This window comes from uncultured Paraglaciecola sp., assembly GCF_913020055.1.
Lineage (GTDB): Bacteria > Pseudomonadota > Gammaproteobacteria > Enterobacterales > Alteromonadaceae > Paraglaciecola.
The window spans coordinates 25,751-44,124 of record NZ_CAJWCF010000030.1 but is presented as its reverse complement, the minus strand read 5'-3'; the positions used below and the strand labels follow the sequence as shown (position 1 = coordinate 44,124).

Sequence of the window (18,374 nt, the reverse complement as noted above, 5' to 3'; positions counted from 1 at the left end):
TTGATAGTCGATTTTAACAACCACTATCTTGGCTCATTTGAAGCCGTTATGGGAGGAGAGGGTCCATACCATTAATCCATGGGCAGTACGGACAATCTCTTGTAACTCATCATCCGTCATTTGTTGATCAGTACCTGTTGCTGTGTCAGACAGGACACCACCGGTTGCGGTGATCTTGATCCAGTCAGCTCCCATCTTAATGGCATGACGCGCGGCTTTACGACATTCATAGGGGCCGTCGCATATAGTTTCTGGTGTCCATAACTTAAGTAGTTCTGGTTTAATGCCATCGATATCTCCATGGCCTCCGGTGGCTGCCAACGCACTGCCTGCGGCAAAAATACGGGGACCCGGAACAAGGTTTTTAGCAACAGCATCTCGAAGTGCGTAAATTGCCTCGGGGTTACCGCCTAGATCACGCACTGTGGTGAAGCCAGCCATTAATGTCTTATTAGCGTAATGGGCACCTATCAGCGCCTCCATTGATTGGGTGGTGTAGAGTATATCGGTTCTACTGGTTTTGCTTAACTCACCCAAAAGATGAACGTGCATATCCATCAGCCCAGGCAGTACAAATTTATCTTTTAAGTCAATTAATTTTGCCGTGGGTTCGACATCTTTTGGTAAAATATATCCAGCTTCAATACGCTCAATCACATCATCACGGATAACGATAGTCTGCTTAGTAAGTGGCGCATCTCCTGGAATAGCTAACACGCCACCAGCATGAATAACCCAAACATTATCAGCTTGCGCTGCCGATATTGAGAACGCAAAAACACATGCCCATTTGATGATGAATTTGATCATTGGCCTGCCCTTTTCGAAGTAACTTGTTGACGTATAAAATAACGAACGCATGATTAAATCATGGAAAAACTTAACATTAACATAAACTTTAAACGGTCTTTCTTACGACTTCCACTGACAATTTATCTCACACATAAAAGCATGTCGGTCTAAGTAGTCAAGCATAAGTGTCTACTTTTAATTATCAATCATAGCCGCCTTGTTGAATTGGGACTTCTGACATAGAGTAAGACCATGTAAAGTCAATTTCTGTGTAGAAGTTCAGACTATAGTAACCTTTATCCTATTTACCTGAGATGCTGAGCTTCAGCAGTGGCCCGCCGGATATTGGTTTGTACTAGCTTCACTTTGTAGTTTTAAATTTATCTTTTTGGACAGGTACCTATCATCCATGAATCTTTTTTACCTAAAGTGATTAGCATGTTAACTAGATTACTTACATCTTTCAGTCGAATTACGTTCTTACTATTTATCTGTTTACCCGCAAGCTATGCGCAGCAAACTGTCATTTGGGCTTCTACATCCGCTCCTGATGAACCTATTTACAAAGAGTACACCAGTATTCAATTGGGTTTTGAAATTCAGCGCTTGGTATTTGCTCATTTACCAGAATATCAAATTCAATATCGCCCTCAGAATGGTTCCCGCGTTTTTTGGGAACTGTTGAATGAACCAAATGTATGTACAGGTACTAAAATTCGCACAGCTAAGCGTGATGCTCAGGCTGTTGCCAGCAGATTTCCTCAAGTGTTAATCGAAGGACTGCGGCTTATGGTTCGAGAACAAGACGAAGTGTTCGATGACATGGATATAAACACACCAACGGATATGTTGAGTTTTATGCAGCGCTATCCCAAAGCACTACTTGGTTATGTTATTGGGCGCTCTTACGGTGATGCGATTGACCAACAATTACAGTATTTAAACACCAGCGGTAAGGTTTACCAGCGTTCTGCTGAGCATGGCAGTATTGGTGCAATAGATATGTTGTTGGAAGGTAAGGTCAACGTTATCTTGGACTTTCTAATATTAACTCAGGATTATCTTAAACAGCGGCAGAACCCAATAGGGTTGCGTTACGTTGAACTAGCTGGCGCTGACACATATGCAAATGGTCATATTTATTGTTCAAATAGTCAATTTGGACAAAGGTTAATGAAGAAAATTAACAAGGTAATGCAAAATGCTGTAAAAGAGCGAATCTACTTAGATATTCATCTTTCATATATTGACCCTAAGCGTCATGTTGCCTTTATTGATTATTATAATAAAACGTTTGAAACCAGTTTTAGAAAGTAACGCTCTCAGTCCGCAAATACCTATTCAAACATTCATCAAGCTCAACGGCAATATCTGCTTTTGGCACTTTCAGACTAATTTCAAAAACAACATTAACCAACATTTTTCGACAATTACCACATCAGAGCGACTTGGCTAATACTCCTCTATCTGCTTAATATAGGAATTTGGGAAAACCCGATTCTACTGCCTTTAACACGAGTTCGATTTTTAACATTTTAATGACTGAAAATGGCACGTTTAAGCCTGTTTAGACCAACGAAAAACCAATTTTATTGACGTCTTATAACTCCGATAATCGGGCATACCTAATTTTATAATTTCAGTCGCACGCTATGGATATTTTTATCTAAAAAGGAGTCTTCTAGCCTTTTTTGACTATCTAGTTATTGACTTAGATCATTAAACATTCTAAAGTTTCAATAATTACTGAAACTTTAGAATGTTTAAACTATGAAAATGACACCTATGATTGAAACCTTCGTTATGCACTTTGGTGAAATGGGCAGTCGTTGGGGATTTAACCGCACCGTTGGGCAAATGTACGCATTACTGGTGATCACCAAAGATCCTATTAGCGCCAATCAAATTGCAGAAGCCTTAAGTATTTCTCGCGGCAATGTGAGCATGGGTTTGAAGGAATTGCAGTCTTGGCAATTAATTCAGATGCATCACAAACCCGGAGATCGTAAAGAATACTTTCAAACCAATGGCAGTATTTGGGATATGGCAAATCGTGTATTCGAAGAACGCCGTAAACGAGAAATGGATCCTACCCTTTCCTTGTTACGAGACATCCTACTAGATACACCAGCCAACGCTGAAGAACAACACGCCCAAGAGAAACTGAAAGAAGTGCATGACTTGCTTGAAGGTATAACCAAGTGGTCAAGCGAGTTACAACGTTTGAGTCCTGAAAAACTCGATACCTTGATGAAGCTAGGCTCGGGTGTGGGCAAAGTGTTGGATATGAAAGACAAATTATTGAAACGCAGTAACGAGTAACGTCCTCTTCCAAATACAAAACGATTAACTAAACAACTTCTCTAATATTACTAATGAGGTGTCCTATGGATGACGTCTTCCTGTTGTCTCGCCTGCAATTTGCGACCAACATCAGTTTCCACATTTTATTCCCCAGCATCAGCATAGCGCTGGGTTGGTTTTTATTTTATTTCAAATTACGTTTTAATCTCAGCGGGCACCCGGTGTGGATGCGTATCTACCGTTTTTGGGTCAAAGTATTCGCGCTTACGTTTGCATTGGGTGTGGTGAGCGGTATTACCATGTCGTTCCAATTTGGTACCAATTGGCCGGGCTATATGGAGACAGTCGGCAATATTGCTGGGCCACTTTTAGGTTATGAAGTGCTTACAGCCTTCTTTTTAGAAGCGACCTTCTTAGGTGTGATGTTATTTGGCATGCACCGTGTACCTAGCTGGTTACATACTTTGGCCACCTTATTAGTGGCGATAGGCACAACCCTCTCGGCTTTTTGGATTATTGCCCTTAACTCTTGGATGCAAACTCCCACGGGGTTTGAAATGCGTGACGGCGTAGCGCACGCAGTAGATTGGTGGGCAATCATTTTTAACCCTTCATTTCCTTACCGTTTGGCTCATGTGTTGTTAGCGTCTGCGTTAACCGCATCATTTTTAATCGCGGGAATCTCTGCCTACCGAATTACCAGAGGAGACAATAAAAAAGCCCCTCGCCTAGCGTTAAAAACAGCTGTTTTTGTTGCTGCCCTACTGGTGCCTTTGCAAATATTTGTCGGCGACTTACATGGTTTAAATACGCTAGAACATCAGCCACAAAAAGTCGCGGCAATGGAAGGCATTTGGGATACACAAAAAGCGGTGCCTATGTTGGTGTTTGCAATACCAGATGAAAAAACTCGCAGCAACCATTTTGAACTGGCTATTCCTAACCTCACCAGCATCATTTTAAAGCACGATCCAGAAGGAGAAGTACAAGGTTTAAATGATTTTATTGGCGAACATCCACCGGTTAAACCGGTATTTTATGGGTTTCGTATTATGGTAGGCATTGGTTTGTTGATGCTGGTCGTCGCTTGGCTCACTAGCTTCAAATTAGTCCGTCACAAACACTTAAGTAAAAGAATGTTATATAGCCTGATTGGCATGAGTTTTTCTGGTTGGATAGCCACCCTTGCGGGCTGGTATGTAACAGAAATTGGCCGTCAACCTTATTTAGTGTCAGGCCTGTTAAAAACCTCAGACGCAGTCACCGACATTGCTCCTGAAAACGTGATGTTTACCTTTATTTTGTATCTATCAGTCTATGTTGCTTTGTTAATTGCCTATTTGCACACCCTGTTTTTGATGGCGCGAAGAGCGGTTGAGATAGAAGAAATCCAACCGCAAGAACGACTACAACAAAAACATTTTACCAAAACACTCAACAACACTGCCGGAGAATTAACATGATTGCAGACGTTAACTTACCGGTTATTTTTGCTGGACTTATGGCTTTGTCTATTATTGTTTATGCGATTTTAGACGGCTACGACTTGGGTGTTGGCATATTGTTACCCCTTAACAATGATCATCAAGCAGACCAAATGATCGCCTCTATCGGCCCCTTTTGGGATGCCAATGAAACATGGTTAGTCTTGGCGGTAGGTTTATTATTGATAGCCTTTCCAACGGCGCACAATGTCATCCTAAAAGCCTTGTATATCCCATCAGCCATCATGTTAGTTGGGCTGATACTCAGGGGGGTCGCATTCGATTTTCGAGCTAAAGTGGCACAAGTCAATAAACACCGCTGGAACCAAATATTTAAACTCGGTTCGTGTATAGCCTCGGCTAGTCAGGGATATATGTTGGGCAGTTTTGTGATGGGTTTTGAAACGTCTGCCACCGCTTATCTGTTTTCTATATTAAGCGCATTAGGTGTTACTTGTGCCTACGCGTTAATTGGCAGTACTTGGTTGATTTTAAAAACCTCAGACGACTTACAATTACGCGCTCTACAATGGGCTAAGGTCACAGGAAAAATCAGCTTTGTTGGAATATTAGCCGTGTGTATTGTGAATCCACTGATCAATCAATTTGTATTTGAGCGCTGGACCACCGCACCTTTCGCCTATTTTATGGTGATTGTGCCATTCGTTTGTTTTACTTTATTTTACATTGGGCATTTAGTGCTAAAACAATTACCTCTAAAAGATGACAGTGGTTGTTGGCTACCCTTCCTGATAACGGTGGTGATCTACGTGTTTTGTTTTTGTGGCTTAGCCTTTAGTTTTTACCCTTATGTTGTGCCTGGCAAGGTGACTATTTGGCAAGCTGCCAGTGCCCCAGAATCATTGCGATTTATTTTGTATGGCGCAGTAATCGTTATCCCCTGTATTTTGGCTTACACTCTATTTTCGTATCGGGTGTTTTGGGGCAAAGTGCAGGACTTAAAGTACTACTAGAGGGTTTTAAGATGCTAACAGCAGCGGCCATTATTGTGTTTCTTACAGGCATTGCCCATTCGTATTTAGGTGAAAAATATATTCTTATTCGTTTGTTTCGTAGAGACAATCTGCCTGAGTTATTGGGCAGTGACGAGTTTACTAAAAACACCCTGAGATTTACTTGGCATATTACCTCTATTACTTGGTTTGGCTTAGCTGCAGTGCTTCAATTTGATAATAACCACTCTACGTTATTTTTGTATTCTATCGCTACTATCTCCTTTATCAGTGCTGCAATGGCGGCATTTTTTACCAAAGGCAAACATCTATCGTGGATAGCGTTTTTAACTGTTAGCATGCTGACTTATTTAAGTGTGAGCTTGTAAATTAATGACTTAGGCAGACTCTGGCAGCAACAATGTCGCACTAAATAGTGATTAAAAAGCATCCTCCTCTAGATTTTTCATAGCGTTTAGATAGATGATAGGCAATAAGGAATTCATCATCTTAGGTAGTAGCCTGTTATGGAAAATATTATTGCTTGGTTCTTCAGAGTCGCGCACATTCGATTGATCCTTGTTATGTGTGTGATCTATTTAATATTTCCACTGTATCTGCTACCTAACATAATTAATTCAGGTAGTGTTGGCCCACTAGATTTACTCTTTTGGTATAACCACGACACGCTGTATCAGATGTTGACGAGTTATGGCGAAACTATTCGTAGCAGATATATAATTGGATTATTTACCGCTGACCTGGCCTATCCCATTTATTATGGCACTTTATTAGCCTTGATTTTTGCTTTGGTCTTTAAAAAACTAGCTATCCCATTCTCTAGAAAAATTATATTTATACCTTACATTGCAGTACTTTTTGATTTAACTGAAAACTCCTTGTTAATCTATTTACTTAGCTCCTATCCTAATAAACATTCTAACATCGCAGATTTAGCAGGGTATGTAACTGCTATAAAATGGAGTGCTTTTGGGTTCATAGCGGCCACTATTATTTATACCATTATTTATGGTATACAAAGCCGGAAAAGAAAAGTCGCAGCCAATACCCCCCTCTAAGGAGACATAATGAAACTGACTAATTTTCGATTAACAACATGCTTATTCCCTGTATTGATCAGCCTCTTTGTTTCGCAGCAAACGTTCGGCGAGCAAATCGAATACTTTTCATCACAGCGGAATATTGATAACAACTATCCATTTTCAAATGCAGTGCGGGTAGGCGATTTGTTATTTTTATCCGGTGAAATAGGCACCCTACCGAATTCCAGCAAGCTGATTGAAGGCGGGATTAAAAATGAAACCAAACAAACTATGGATAATATTAAAAGCAGTTTAGCTCGCCATAATTTAAGCATGAACGACTTGGTGAAATGCACAGTTATGTTGGCAGACATAAAAGAGTGGGCCACTTTTAATAAAGTCTATAAAGAGTATTTCCCTAAACATTTTCCTGCGCGCAGTGCTTTTGCTACAAATGGTTTAGCCCTGAATGCTCGTGTTGAAGTGGAATGTATTGGCGCCTTTAGTAATTAATGATTGCTAAACCAATCCATCCACAGTTCAGCAAAAATGGCTTTGTAAAATCACCCCACTTTTTTGAGCCTACAGCCCTGAAATCGATTAGACAGGTTGTTGAGGTTTTCCACCAAGCATGGCTCAGGGATAATCAGGCGTTTTTTCAAGCTAAAGCCATCAATAGTTCAGGCTTAACCTCTGGCCAATATTTAACTGACGAACAACGACTAGTGATATTTAAACTGATCAGCAACAGTCAATTACTAAACGCAGTCAAACAGGTTATTCCTAATCCTCTTTTTATGGGATCACAACTTTTCTTCGACCCATACCACTCCAACCAAGCCAACTATTGGCATCGCGACCCGCAATATCATCTTTCTGTTGCAGAGCAGAAATTAGCCCTAGCAGGGCCAGAAGTGTTACACGTTAGAATTCCTCTTACCACCGATCCTGGGGTCGAGCTAATACCTAGCTCCCATATAAACTGGGATAGTGAGGAAGAGGTGCAAATCAGACTGGAACAAAACGGTCACAAAAATAGCGAACCTTTAACTCGCGGCAAGGAAGTACCATTACAACTAGGGGATATTTTGTTGTTCTCTGCCAATATGATCCATCGTGGCTTGTATGGAAATAATAGACTTGCCTTAGATATCTTGTATTGCGAACCTGCTGCACAACTCATTGAATTTATTCAGCTTAAACACCAACCTTCAGCAGAAATGTTAACTGGATTAAATAGAAGTTTGTTTTTGTAAATGTCATAAAGCTGTCATTGTCCCATCACATAACTGTCATCGTATTTACATATGCTGCTTTCAATCTAATGGCATATCCAGGAAAAAATACGATGCAGGCAATCAAATACGCGCAATACTCAGCCCTTGCTTTAGCAATGAACTTGTCTTTAACCGGTTGTTTTTTAGAAGGTGATGATGGCAAGCCTGGTACGCTTGGTCCACAAGGTCTAGAAGGTACTGCTGGGACAAATGGTAGTGATGGTCAAGATGCCAATGCAGGTATCAGCCTAAGCTTGATTGGCCGTATTCAACTCAATCCCAACAACCCTGAAGGCGCTGCGGAAATTGTTCAATTCCACCCAGCGTCAAACACTATTTATGCAATCAATAGCGCAGCTGATGAGCCAACGATTGAAATAATTGATGCTTCATCTTTGCCCCAAGAAGCCATGGCCAATCCATTGTCCAATGAAAACCTATCATCCACTGCTCTTGTAATGCCTATAGTACAAAATGGCGTGGTATTAGCGGGCCCAACCAGCATTGCAGTTTCAGGAGACTGGATGGCTGTAGCCATACCGGCCAAAGATAAAGCCACAAATAGTTTGGTAATGTTCTACAACGGCCTAAACAACTCTTCCCCCACTTTTGTAAAAGCGGTAGAAGTAGGCAATTTACCCGATATGGTCACCTTCACACCAGATGGCAGTAAAGTATTGACGGCGAATGAAGGTGAGCCAAGTGGCGATTACAATATTGATCCAGAAGGTTCGATTTCGGTTATCGAATTCGTTGATGGTATACCCAGCGACACATCTATCAATTTAGACTTCACTGGCTACAACGGTAAACAAGCGGATTTGGAAGCACAGGGAATGCACTTCCCGAATCCTGCTGGGCGCACCATTAATGGCACATTAATATCAACGACTGTTGCACAAGACTTAGAGCCTGAATATATCACCACCACTGATGACATGGCCTATGTCACGCTTCAAGAAAATAACGGTATTGCGATTGTGGATTTAACCGACAACAGTGTAAAAGTGATAGGCCTTGGTTTTAAAGATTGGAGCGAATACCAGATAGATGGCATAGAAGACGGCCTTGTGAGTTTTGGCAAATATGACAATCTTTATGGAATTTATATGCCTGACACTATCGCGTCATTTCAGTGGCAAGGCGCTCACTTTTTATTAACCGCAAACGAAGGTGATGCACGAGAATATTTCTTTGATACGTTAAATGCAGACGGCGAACAAGATGAAGACATTTGTTTAGCTGCAGGCGGACAAGATTTTGATGAAGATGATGGCTGTTTGTCTTATACCGACGAAACCCAAGGGCGACGTCTTGAATATACACAGGAATCTAATCTGGAAACAATAGCCGGTGATGATCCAAAAGATTTTGATTTCACAGCCTACCCGCTTGGACGATTAACTGTCACCAAAACATTGGGTGACAGTAACAATGATGGAAAATATGAAGCACTTTATGCCTACGGTGCCCGTTCATTTACTATCTGGGACAGCAATGGCTTAACCGTATTTGATTCTGGTGATGACTTTGAACGTATTACTGCTTCTATACATGGCCGTGCTTTCAATAACAACAAAGATGAAAATGAGGGCGACTCTCGTTCTGCAAATAAAGGCCCTGAACCTGAAGCGCTAACCGTCGGACAAGTAGGTAATAAAACTTACGCTTTTATCGGATTAGAGCGTTTAGGTGGGATCTTTGTTTATGATGTAACCAATCCTTATGATGCTAAATTTGTCGATTATGTAATTAACCGAGATCTTACTGAAGGCGGTGACTTAATAGGCGACAGTGGTCCAGAAGGCATGGTGTTTGTTGACGCAAACAATAGCCCAACAGACAACGCCTTGGTCATTATTGGTAATGAAGTAAGCGGCACAGTTTCGGTGTGGCAGATTACTGAAAACTAAGTTGATAGCTGAGCAGCCAGCCAATAAATTATATTTGGCTGTTTGTATTATCTCTTATTGAGTGGGATATCTTGCCAAGTACAACGCAAGATATTTCAGCTCATAAGATAAACGCGCTAGGGTAGATTCGCGCAATAATGAAAGGGTCGAAGTCTTTTCAAGCACATACCGATGCATAAAAACAATGACACACAATGCCAACGTTGCTTCCTATTGTGTAAATTCTGCAGGGCTCGCTTTGTTTTTTAGAAAACAGCTAAGTTATTAATTTAACGATGGAAAATATTTTTCACATAGTTTTTAATAGGAAGCATAAAAGTTGCGTTAAAGTCAGGCTCCTTTTGTTTTTTGAACTTTCTGTTATTTTTCGGAAATAAAAGTAGAAAACACACTATTAAATCAAAGGGTAAGCACTGAAAAAAATGATAATAAAATACAAATCGAGCAGTTACATATACGACATGCTCGATAATAAGCGTTAGCTATCAATTAAAGGATTAAGCATGCATAAAATTATTTCAATCATTATAATTACACTTTTAATGATGTCTTGTTCTTCAACAAATACATCACCCTATTTAACTTCTGAACCAATAATCTCGCCTAAAAAATTAGATACCTATTGGCTTTCTACTAATAACATTCAACCATTGAAATATATGAGTCTCTCGCAAAGGAAAGCTCTTTCTGGTAGTACTGTAATAATTAAAGCTGAATACCTAATTGATTCTAATGGGGATGTATTTGATGTAGAAATACTCGAATCTAATGTTGGTACATCATTTAGTTCTCTTGTAGCAAAAAGCCTGCAAAGCAGAGCATTTAGTCCAAGCTCCATTAATACAAATAGACAACCTGTAGTAACACAATCATTGTTAACTTTTGTGTGTGATTAATAGCTAACAAGCAAATAAACAAGGACAAAATACAGTTGGCTTTTTGTTCACTCCGTTCACTAATTTTAGCCAACAATATTTTGCCCATTATTTGGGCGTTATCTACCTTGCATTATTCGAAGCAAAGATTGGTGATACTAACAAAGTCAGTCAGAAGGGATAAAAGGCAGCGCTGGGTGCCATAGTGATAGCTCAATACAGTTCATAAAAAAAACGGCGTTATTTCAACAAATAACGCCGTTTTTGACTTTTTATCTAACTAAAAGCTTATTACTTTTATAGGTCGTATTTGTCTTTCATCAAATACGCATAGGCGGTATTAAAAGCCACTTCTTGAAACATTTTTAAACCTGTATCAGGCATTGGCACTAACACGGGATTACGCTTTAATGATTCTTTTATCGCAGTGGGAGTCATCACTATCACTTCAACATCATTCAATAACTCTAAGGCAGCTTCTAGTTTAAAACCTACGGCACCACCAGCAAATTTGCCTTTCATCGGACGTTGACGAATAACAATTTGGTCAACTTTGTAATCTTGTACTAATTGCCCAAAGGTTTTTTGAAAATAACGTAAGTCTTTGGCCTTTGCGTCTTTGGGCAATGATAGTTTGCGCGTACGGCAATCAGGAATTTGGAATACTTCTTCAGCCAAAGATAACAAACATACATTTGCATCATTACCACTTAATTCAACACCGATTACACGCATAACACCCTACCCTTAAATTTGATTGTGGGGATTATAACTTAATTCCAAAAAATCAGTGATAGCAATACATCAATAAAACGATGTTGAGTGAATTGCCCAGTTGTAACAACATACGCAAGCACTCAATAAATCAAAGGAATCTAAATGTTAACTCTGTATGGTTTTGCCGTTAGTAACTACTTCAATATGATCAAACTGGCTTTAGCCATTAAAGAAGTTGAATATAAAACAGTGGTTCTGTATCCCAATCAAACCGCTGAATATTTGGGTAAAAGCCCGATGGGCAAAGTTCCAGCCTTAGAGACTGAACAGGGCGTTTTGATTGAAACTAACGTCATTCTTGAATATCTAGACGACGCTTATCCTGACAAACCTTTATACCCAGGCAATGCATTTGAAAAAGCCAAGATCAGAGAATTGGTCAAAATGGCAGAGTTATACTTAGAATTACCCGCCAGACGTTGCCATCCTGAAGTGTTTTTTGGACAAAAGGTCGACGATCTGACTAAAAAAGAAGTCAAACGTGCTTTGTGTAAAGGCATCGAAGGGTTAGCTCGTTGCGCCCATTTCAGCCCTTATCTTGCAGGTGAACAACTGACAGCAGCAGATATAGTGTTTCTATATAGTGCTGATTTAGCTGCAGTGGTTGCTGACACGTTATTTAATATTGATTTATTTGATATGGCGCCCGGCGCTAAACAATTAATGGCGACCTTAAATCAGCGAGAAGATGTGAAACAAATTGCACAAGATAGAAAAACCGCCAATGTGGAATTCAAAAAATATATCGCTAGTTTCAGTTAAAGTTTGAAACAAAGGAGCAATTTGTAAGCTACGCTTTTAATAGATGTTTAAGGTTTGTATCGTTTTTACAGTTCGCAGTATTTATAAAAATTATACAGACCCTAATTTAAGTAATGCTTTTTTAAGGAAGAAAAAATGACTCTAACCTCAATTGCAGAATTCAGTTGCCCCTATTGCATGGTCACCAACGACATTGAAATTGATGAGGAAAACGATTTAAATCAGCAACAAATTATCGACTGCCGAGTGTGTTGTTCACCTATTGAAATTGTTGTAACAGCTGGCATCCACGACAAGTTTAATATTATTGCCACCACTGACAGTGAATAACCAACGAATAGACCATTAGGAGGTAAAACTATTCATACCAGCACCCTAGGTTATTGCCCGCTCAGATAACATACTCAGGCAAATTGTTGTTTATGTTAAGTTGGTGATAACCTAAGCGGGTCTAAATTTTTATGAGCCAAAATCATATTTATGATCAGGATCCCTCGCAACTCAATCAGATGGCTTTTGATATTAATAGCCTTTATGAGTGTTCATCTGTCTAGCGTTGCACAGCAATCAGTGTTTAATAAGTCCAAACAAAACAAACAGATGTTTTTCAATTACACTTGGACCGATAATAAAGAGTTAAGCAGAGACATAACCTTCGCCTTACCCTTACGCCAACTTAATAAACAAAGTCATAAAAAATTCATTCCTGAACTAGCACAACAATATGTCTATATTGAATTACATAAAGCCGCCCGTAAGATCAATCCAAAAGAAGCCCGAGTACAAATTCAACGTAGAGGGCAGGAAATTCATATTCAAGTTACCAGCAGGTCAAACAAGCTTTTAGATAAGTGGCAGCGTTCTATGAATCAAAGTCAGGACAAAGCCCTCGACCAATACCTTGAAGAAAATTACTACAGCCATTTTAGTTCATATTTAGGCCAAGAAGCGGTAAAACCCGATCACTTGCGGTATATCAAAGAGAACCAAGCAGCATTGCTACCCATAGCACAGGCTGTGTATGACAAACTTCCTAGCAATAGTGAAACTCGTTCTTATGTCAATTTAGTGCTCAGTTGGGTGCAGAGCATCCCGTACAATGAGTTAAAAAATCGCTTAACATCTAATGGAGCTGGCTACTTACCACCGTTATCTGTGGTGGCTAATAACCAAGGAGACTGTGATAGCAAGACGGTATTGATGGCTAGCTTAATACGTTCGTTGTTGCCGGATGTAAAAATGACCATGGTGTTCCTGCCTAACCATGCTTTATTAGGCATTGTCCTGCCCTTTAGAACCAACGAACAAACCTTGGATATTAATGGACTAGACTATTTATTAATGGAGCCAACAGGCCCGGCTAAAATTCCTCTAGGTGAGATAGCCAACAGCAGTGCTCGTGATATAGCAGGTAACATGTATAGCCTTGAGGAAATCCTTTAACGGTCTTATCCAACTAGAACTAAACTACAGCAGCACGACTCATCTTATGCGGTTGAAAATTGCGTCATGATTTTAATTGCCGCATTTGCAGCACCAAAACCATTATCAATATTAACGGTTAATATCCCCGGTGAACAAGATGCTAAGGCACTATCTAGTGCCACCTTTCCACTAGATGAAACACCGTAACCAACCGATGTAGGAACCGCAATAACAGGCGCGCTAACAAGGCCTGCAAGCACACTGAATAAAGCGCCTTCCATACCCGCTAAAGCGATGATGATTTTATGGTGCCTGATGTCGTCTATTTTATCTAATAATCGCCACAAACCTGCGACGCCAATGTCGGCATAAATGGGCGCATCAAAACCATTAAAACTTAAGGTACGTTGCGCCTCTTTTGCGACTCGCAAATCTGAAGTACCAGCAGTTACAATGCACACTCCAGTTTGTTTGGCAGTTTGATGGTCAAAATTAAGCGTTGCGGTATGTGAACCTTCATCGTAATCAAGATGTTGGCTTAGCTCTTTGGGCATTGCCAACCACTGTGTTGGTTCTAAACGGGTTAACAACACTGCGGTTTTATTGTTCAAATTAAATTGAATAATGTCACACAAATCATTCAGGCTTTTACTGATACATATAATAGCTTCTGCCACACCGGTACGGGATTTTCTGTCTTTATCCCAAACAAAACTATCCATGGGTCACACCATTAATAAATGCAGAACCTTTTTGATAGGCTCTAATTCCTGAAAATATACGCCCCTCCTGTTCGCACATATTGCTTAGGTTGTTTGATAACCGTTGAAAAAGATTAGTCTCAGGCAATTTATCTATTTCTAGAAAGGTGCCTAGATGAGTAATACGGCAACGAATATTTTTACTATCGGGCAGAAAGGCTCTGGTTTTTTCTTCCACTTTATTAATAAATCCAAGATCATCAGCGTTAATTCTTATACCTGTTTCAACCCGACTCGCTAAACAAGGTTGAGCAGGTAAAACATGCAGCTCACTTAGCCCAAAGTGTTTTGCTATAACGTATATGCTGGCTTTATCTATTCCCACTTGCACATAAGGGTGTTTAACACTTTGTTCTTTAGCAGCTTCTAATCCTGGCCTATAATCATCAAGATCATTCAAATTAGTGCCTGAAAACACCTCACCTTCGCTGTGCTCAGAAATTCTTGCATACAAATTACTTTTACAAAAATAACATCGATTAACCGGGTTATTTATATAGTTAGGATCATCAAACTCTCGAGCATTGATAATGTGCAAGTCCCATTGGTGAAGCTGGGCATGTTCTTTGACTCGCTCAAACGCAGCTTCTGGTACTGCTGGTGAGTAGGCGTGTACTGTTTTTACATTAGCCTTGGAAAATCTGTTGGCAATGTAAGCGAGTAACATACTGTCAATGCCACCGCTTACAGCAATAGAAAAATCTTCAAATTGGTCAAGGTATCCAACTAGTTTTTTGACTTGTACTAGGGGCTGTTTATCTTTCATATGGTTAAGATGACTCGATCTGATTTTTCTTCATGCGCCGCTGCTGCAAAGTGGACAAAGACGTGAGTTGATCATGTTCTATTTTTTTCGTTTGACTACCATCAGGGCGGGTAACACTTTTATACACATCGCCATCAATATCGTGAAGTTCTCTGGTAAGAGATCGCCTTGTTTCGAAACGATAACGCAAACCTATAGTGCTCGTTTGTAGAAAACAATAATCGATAACATTTTGATAATTATCTGTCGAAGCCAAAATACGCACTAATTCAACGGCTCTATTTTTCTTGCCTCTAGCAGTTTGAACAACGACATCAACAACACCATTAAACTCTCTTAGTAAATCAAGTGATAATGCTAACTCTTCAGAAGTCATATCATCCACATCAAACTCAATTAATACCACTGTACTCTGATGTTCTGTAGTATTTTTCTGAGTATCAAAAAACATGGCGCGTAAGATGTTAGGCATACCCGGAAATACTTTAGTGCCTAAACCATAACCTGTTGTTTCTAAATGTCCTTGTTGTGGCTGAGTTAATAATTTTTTGTCTGATAGATAACGTAAAATAGCCGCACCTGTTGGCGTAATACGTTCACCTTGAATGCCATCATCAAAAAATTCAAAACTAATCAACATTTCTGCAGTTGCCGGTGCGGGCACAGGAATAAGTCCATGCTGAGTTTTTACCAAACCACCACCCAGTGGTAATTTTGAAATACTCCATGAGCTTAACGAAAGTGCACATAAAATGGTGGCACTAGCGACAACATCCATCAAAGAATCCCAATCAGCTAATTCATGAAAGTGTACGTCATCTAAGGTTTTTCCATGTATTTTGGCTTCCGCCTTGGCAATAATGGTTAGTAGCTCAATCGACGCTTGTATGACACACACATCAAGCGAGCTTTTTCTTAAGAACTCACAAAGATACTTATAGGTTGTATGCTGATGGGTGTGTTCATGCTTGTGAGTATGTGCGTGGTGCTCTGTAGTTTGTGGTTTTAAGTGAAAACGCAATCCACTAATGCCTGAATTTATGCCTTGAGATAATTCTGCAAAGCCCGCTTCTTCAGGTAACACTGCGGTAACTGAATTAAGGACTTCCGATTGCAACTGTTTAAACGTATCTAACATTGCTGAAATAAACATATCACCAGCAATGCCACCAACAATATCTAGATGAATATGTGAATTTTTACGCTGCAAAGTCATAAATTTATACCACTGGGATTAAGCGAAGAAACAACGTCATTATGCATTCTTAAAGTTTTCTTTGGTTGTCCATAAACCTAATGCAGGATTACTGACATAAAATACCTCTTCTCCGTCCTCAAGCGTATTCCAGCCATTTTCCATTTTTTCAATTGGGTAACGTTTGAGCATGTCTTTATAATGACAGTATTGATAATTAACTGATTCAATTTCTTCTTTGCTTACTCCGTCATCGGGACAATAAGTCACGGTGAAGCGATTGTCCGCAGAGCCATGAATTAAATGCGCTGCCGCTGACAAATTTTTTTCTAGTTCCTCATTTTCATTAACCGCAGCTAGGGTTTCATCTGTGGTTTTATAGCCGTATTTACGTATTAATTGGTCAATTTCAAGGTCTTCACCAAAGCGATGTAAACCTGGTGCGAGTATGATTAATTCGCCGTCATCAGCCATAGCCATACGTGTTCTGTAAATGGCCTTATTGCCTAGCCAAGTGGTTTTGAATTCAGCTGGCTCTAAAAACACTATGGCTTTTTTAATTGGCTTATCTAAAAGATTTAAGTTTAATTGTTGGCTTAACTTACAGGCTTCTTCATAAGTATCATCTTGATTACCACAAAACACACCTTGTAGCGCGAGTTTGCCATTTTTCTTGCCTAATACCGTCAGAATAAATTCTATTGGTAGGTGACGAAGATACTTGTCAAAGCCTTCGTTTAGCGCTTTACGAACCGGAGTATAGGTACGGCCCATAATACGTTCCATGCCATATACCGCGCCTAAAAAGTGCGACTTATGTATGGTGTCTTCACCACCAATTCCTACTAATATATTTTTGGTGTAATTAGCCATACCAATAACTTCATGGGGCACTATTTGCCCAACAGAAATAATCAGATCCCACTTTGGATCTAGCAGTAATTTGTTGACTGCTACTTCCATTGAATAATTTAATTTATTATCTGACAACTCGGCAATTCTTTCTGCCGGTATTTCACCAAGTTTTACCACATCGGTACGCCAAAAATGTGGCAGAAATAATTCCTTAGGAATGTCAGTGCCAAACATGCCATCTATTTCTTTATCTGACATAGGTTCATGGGTACCTAAAGCCGGTAAAAAAAAGATTTCAGCTTGGTCTTTTAATTGTTTATAAAGGTAAGCAGTAATAAACCCAGCCTTTGAATAAAATCGCGTAATATCAGGTGGAAGAATCAATATACGTTTTGCTTTATTAGCCTTTTGTGCAATAAAGTCATCAATGATTTTCATCAAATCATCATCAGATAGAGTGTTTTCAGTATCAACTCTGTGTATTGGATAAGCCACTAGCTAACTTCCTGTAAAATTTGCGAGAGCATTACATCTAAAGGATGTTCAATTGAGATTGTGATGGCATCAACAGGAGGCTCTAAAGTTTGAAGTTGGCTATCTAATAAGGTATCAGGCATAAAATGTGATTCTCTGCTGTTTAAGCGAGAGTGTAATAATGCCTTATCTCCTTTTAAGTAGATAAACTTGACCACATCCGTTGTGGTCGATGACAAGTAATCTCGATAAATTTGCTTTAATGATGAACAAGCTAATACAGCGCCACCAGTTGCTTCCCACAATTTAATTTTATCAGCCAATAATGTTAACCATGGTTTGCGATCTTCATCGGTTAACGGGATACCACTTTCCATTTTTTTAATATTCTCTGGGAAATGGTAATCATCGGCGTCATAAAAAGGTATACACAACTTTTCACCAAGCAGCTTTCCGACTGTTGATTTACCACAACCACTTACGCCCATTACGATATATATCATACAAATTCTCTCACGCTTTATTACTGCTGTTCACGGCGATAACACTACTGTAATTTCAAAAAAATTGGTCAATTCTCACTAATCATCTGAATATAAGTTATGACCATCAATAAGCAGTTCATGGCGATTGATAAAGACTTTAACAGACGAGTAATTTGTCTAACTGGAATTTTGACTGGCGCACAACTGACAATTACTGTCGAGAAATCAGCTAG

20 protein-coding genes are annotated in these 18,374 nt (G+C 39.6%); 13 read left to right on the top strand and 7 right to left on the bottom strand.

Going from position 1 to position 18,374, the window contains the following annotated elements; genetic code table 11:
* Positions 1-33: 33 nt before the first annotated feature.
* Complete coding sequence (locus QZ488_RS08585; protein ID WP_293747605.1) at positions 34-810, bottom strand: amidohydrolase family protein; 777 nt, start codon at positions 808-810, stop codon at positions 34-36.
* Positions 811-1,230: 420 nt separating this feature from the next.
* Here QZ488_RS08585 and QZ488_RS08580 point away from each other — a divergent pair, with 420 nt between their 5' ends.
* The 10 genes from QZ488_RS08580 (at position 1,231) to QZ488_RS08535 (ending at position 10,662) form a co-directional block, all read left to right on the top strand.
* Positions 1,231-2,109, top strand: a complete 879-nt coding sequence (locus tag QZ488_RS08580) for a hypothetical protein (protein WP_293747603.1) — start codon at positions 1,231-1,233, stop codon at positions 2,107-2,109.
* A gap of 453 nt (positions 2,110-2,562) precedes the next feature.
* Complete coding sequence (locus tag QZ488_RS08575; RefSeq protein WP_293747601.1) at positions 2,563-3,114, top strand: MarR family transcriptional regulator; 552 nt, start codon at positions 2,563-2,565, stop codon at positions 3,112-3,114.
* A gap of 65 nt (positions 3,115-3,179) precedes the next feature.
* A complete protein-coding gene (locus QZ488_RS08570) occupies positions 3,180-4,559 on the top strand; it encodes a cytochrome ubiquinol oxidase subunit I (protein ID WP_293747599.1) in 1,380 nt (459 codons plus the stop codon).
* The gene (cydB, locus tag QZ488_RS08565) at positions 4,556-5,554 is read left to right on the top strand and encodes a cytochrome d ubiquinol oxidase subunit II (RefSeq protein ID WP_293747597.1); all 999 of its coding nucleotides are present in this window, start codon (positions 4,556-4,558) and stop codon (positions 5,552-5,554) included. Before QZ488_RS08570 ends, cydB begins: the two co-directional genes overlap by 4 nt.
* Positions 5,555-5,565: 11 nt before the next feature.
* Positions 5,566-5,922 carry a hypothetical protein gene (locus tag QZ488_RS08560; protein ID WP_293747595.1) on the top strand — a complete coding sequence of 119 codons (357 nt, stop codon included), beginning with the start codon at positions 5,566-5,568 and terminating at the stop codon, positions 5,920-5,922.
* Between the two features lie 138 nt (positions 5,923-6,060).
* Entirely contained in the window at positions 6,061-6,612 is a 552-nt protein-coding gene (locus QZ488_RS08555; protein ID WP_293747593.1) for a hypothetical protein, read from the top strand.
* A gap of 9 nt (positions 6,613-6,621) precedes the next feature.
* On the top strand, positions 6,622-7,089 hold the full coding sequence (locus QZ488_RS08550) for a Rid family detoxifying hydrolase (RefSeq protein WP_293747591.1): 468 nt from the start codon (positions 6,622-6,624) through the stop codon (positions 7,087-7,089).
* Complete coding sequence (locus QZ488_RS08545; protein ID WP_293747589.1) at positions 7,089-7,832, top strand: phytanoyl-CoA dioxygenase family protein; 744 nt, start codon at positions 7,089-7,091, stop codon at positions 7,830-7,832. Before QZ488_RS08550 ends, QZ488_RS08545 begins: the two co-directional genes overlap by 1 nt.
* A gap of 92 nt (positions 7,833-7,924) precedes the next feature.
* Complete coding sequence (locus QZ488_RS08540) at positions 7,925-9,766, top strand: choice-of-anchor I family protein (RefSeq protein WP_293747587.1); 1,842 nt, start codon at positions 7,925-7,927, stop codon at positions 9,764-9,766.
* Between the two features lie 503 nt (positions 9,767-10,269).
* Positions 10,270-10,662, top strand: a complete 393-nt coding sequence (locus QZ488_RS08535) for a hypothetical protein (RefSeq protein ID WP_293747585.1) — start codon at positions 10,270-10,272, stop codon at positions 10,660-10,662.
* A 276-nt stretch (positions 10,663-10,938) separates the two neighbouring features.
* Here QZ488_RS08535 and QZ488_RS08530 read toward each other — a convergent pair whose 3' ends face one another.
* Complete coding sequence (locus QZ488_RS08530) at positions 10,939-11,376, bottom strand: DUF3010 family protein (RefSeq protein ID WP_293747583.1); 438 nt, start codon at positions 11,374-11,376, stop codon at positions 10,939-10,941.
* Positions 11,377-11,520: 144 nt separating this feature from the next.
* On the opposite strand from QZ488_RS08530, the gene QZ488_RS08525 reads away from it, so the two are divergent.
* From QZ488_RS08525 to QZ488_RS08515, 3 genes are all read left to right on the top strand, one after another.
* Complete coding sequence (locus QZ488_RS08525; protein ID WP_293747581.1) at positions 11,521-12,180, top strand: glutathione S-transferase; 660 nt, start codon at positions 11,521-11,523, stop codon at positions 12,178-12,180.
* 135 nt (positions 12,181-12,315) lie between these two features.
* A complete protein-coding gene (locus tag QZ488_RS08520) occupies positions 12,316-12,510 on the top strand; it encodes a CPXCG motif-containing cysteine-rich protein (protein WP_293747579.1) in 195 nt (64 codons plus the stop codon).
* A 204-nt stretch (positions 12,511-12,714) separates the two neighbouring features.
* Positions 12,715-13,623: a hypothetical protein gene (locus QZ488_RS08515; RefSeq protein WP_293747577.1), complete on the top strand. Its 909-nt coding sequence runs from the start codon at positions 12,715-12,717 to the stop codon at positions 13,621-13,623.
* A 44-nt stretch (positions 13,624-13,667) separates the two neighbouring features.
* Here the strand turns inward: QZ488_RS08515 and larB are convergent, their stop codons facing one another.
* The 5 genes from larB to QZ488_RS08490 are packed head-to-tail and all read right to left on the bottom strand — an operon-like array spanning position 13,668 to position 18,159.
* On the bottom strand, positions 13,668-14,327 hold the full coding sequence (gene larB, locus QZ488_RS08510) for a nickel pincer cofactor biosynthesis protein LarB (RefSeq protein WP_293747575.1): 660 nt from the start codon (positions 14,325-14,327) through the stop codon (positions 13,668-13,670).
* The gene (locus QZ488_RS08505) at positions 14,320-15,132 is read right to left on the bottom strand and encodes an asparagine synthase-related protein (RefSeq protein ID WP_293747573.1); all 813 of its coding nucleotides are present in this window, start codon (positions 15,130-15,132) and stop codon (positions 14,320-14,322) included. Before QZ488_RS08505 ends, larB begins: the two co-directional genes overlap by 8 nt.
* A 4-nt stretch (positions 15,133-15,136) precedes the next feature.
* A complete protein-coding gene (locus QZ488_RS08500) occupies positions 15,137-16,348 on the bottom strand; it encodes a LarC family nickel insertion protein (protein WP_293747571.1) in 1,212 nt (403 codons plus the stop codon).
* A 39-nt stretch (positions 16,349-16,387) separates the two neighbouring features.
* Positions 16,388-17,677, bottom strand: coding sequence for a lactate racemase domain-containing protein (locus QZ488_RS08495; protein WP_293747569.1), 1,290 nt, complete (start codon positions 17,675-17,677; stop codon positions 16,388-16,390).
* Entirely contained in the window at positions 17,677-18,159 is a 483-nt protein-coding gene (locus QZ488_RS08490; protein ID WP_293747567.1) for a gluconokinase, read from the bottom strand. Before QZ488_RS08490 ends, QZ488_RS08495 begins: the two co-directional genes overlap by 1 nt.
* Positions 18,160-18,374 lie beyond the last annotated feature (215 nt).

Excerpts from the sequence above, each read along its gene's own strand:
- QZ488_RS08555 (WP_293747593.1), top strand. The coding sequence starts at position 6,061 with ATGGAAAATATTATTGCTTGGTTCTTCAGAGTCGCGCACATTCGATTG.
- larB (WP_293747575.1), bottom strand. The coding sequence starts at position 14,327 with ATGGATAGTTTTGTTTGGGATAAAGACAGAAAATCCCGTACCGGTGTG.
- QZ488_RS08500 (WP_293747571.1), bottom strand. The coding sequence starts at position 16,348 with ATGACTTTGCAGCGTAAAAATTCACATATTCATCTAGATATTGTTGGT.
- QZ488_RS08585 (WP_293747605.1), bottom strand. The coding sequence starts at position 810 with ATGATCAAATTCATCATCAAATGGGCATGTGTTTTTGCGTTCTCAATA.
- QZ488_RS08530 (WP_293747583.1), bottom strand. The coding sequence starts at position 11,376 with ATGCGTGTAATCGGTGTTGAATTAAGTGGTAATGATGCAAATGTATGT.
- QZ488_RS08540 (WP_293747587.1), top strand. The coding sequence starts at position 7,925 with ATGCAGGCAATCAAATACGCGCAATACTCAGCCCTTGCTTTAGCAATG.
- QZ488_RS08575 (WP_293747601.1), top strand. The coding sequence starts at position 2,563 with ATGAAAATGACACCTATGATTGAAACCTTCGTTATGCACTTTGGTGAA.
- QZ488_RS08525 (WP_293747581.1), top strand. The coding sequence starts at position 11,521 with ATGTTAACTCTGTATGGTTTTGCCGTTAGTAACTACTTCAATATGATC.
- QZ488_RS08490 (WP_293747567.1), bottom strand. The coding sequence starts at position 18,159 with ATGATATATATCGTAATGGGCGTAAGTGGTTGTGGTAAATCAACAGTC.
- cydB (WP_293747597.1), top strand. The coding sequence starts at position 4,556 with ATGATTGCAGACGTTAACTTACCGGTTATTTTTGCTGGACTTATGGCT.
- QZ488_RS08550 (WP_293747591.1), top strand. The coding sequence starts at position 6,622 with ATGAAACTGACTAATTTTCGATTAACAACATGCTTATTCCCTGTATTG.
- QZ488_RS08580 (WP_293747603.1), top strand. The coding sequence starts at position 1,231 with ATGTTAACTAGATTACTTACATCTTTCAGTCGAATTACGTTCTTACTA.
- QZ488_RS08545 (WP_293747589.1), top strand. The coding sequence starts at position 7,089 with ATGATTGCTAAACCAATCCATCCACAGTTCAGCAAAAATGGCTTTGTA.
- QZ488_RS08505 (WP_293747573.1), bottom strand. The coding sequence starts at position 15,132 with ATGAAAGATAAACAGCCCCTAGTACAAGTCAAAAAACTAGTTGGATAC.
- QZ488_RS08515 (WP_293747577.1), top strand. The coding sequence starts at position 12,715 with ATGAGTGTTCATCTGTCTAGCGTTGCACAGCAATCAGTGTTTAATAAG.
- QZ488_RS08570 (WP_293747599.1), top strand. The coding sequence starts at position 3,180 with ATGGATGACGTCTTCCTGTTGTCTCGCCTGCAATTTGCGACCAACATC.
- QZ488_RS08560 (WP_293747595.1), top strand. The coding sequence starts at position 5,566 with ATGCTAACAGCAGCGGCCATTATTGTGTTTCTTACAGGCATTGCCCAT.
- QZ488_RS08535 (WP_293747585.1), top strand. The coding sequence starts at position 10,270 with ATGCATAAAATTATTTCAATCATTATAATTACACTTTTAATGATGTCT.
- QZ488_RS08520 (WP_293747579.1), top strand. The coding sequence starts at position 12,316 with ATGACTCTAACCTCAATTGCAGAATTCAGTTGCCCCTATTGCATGGTC.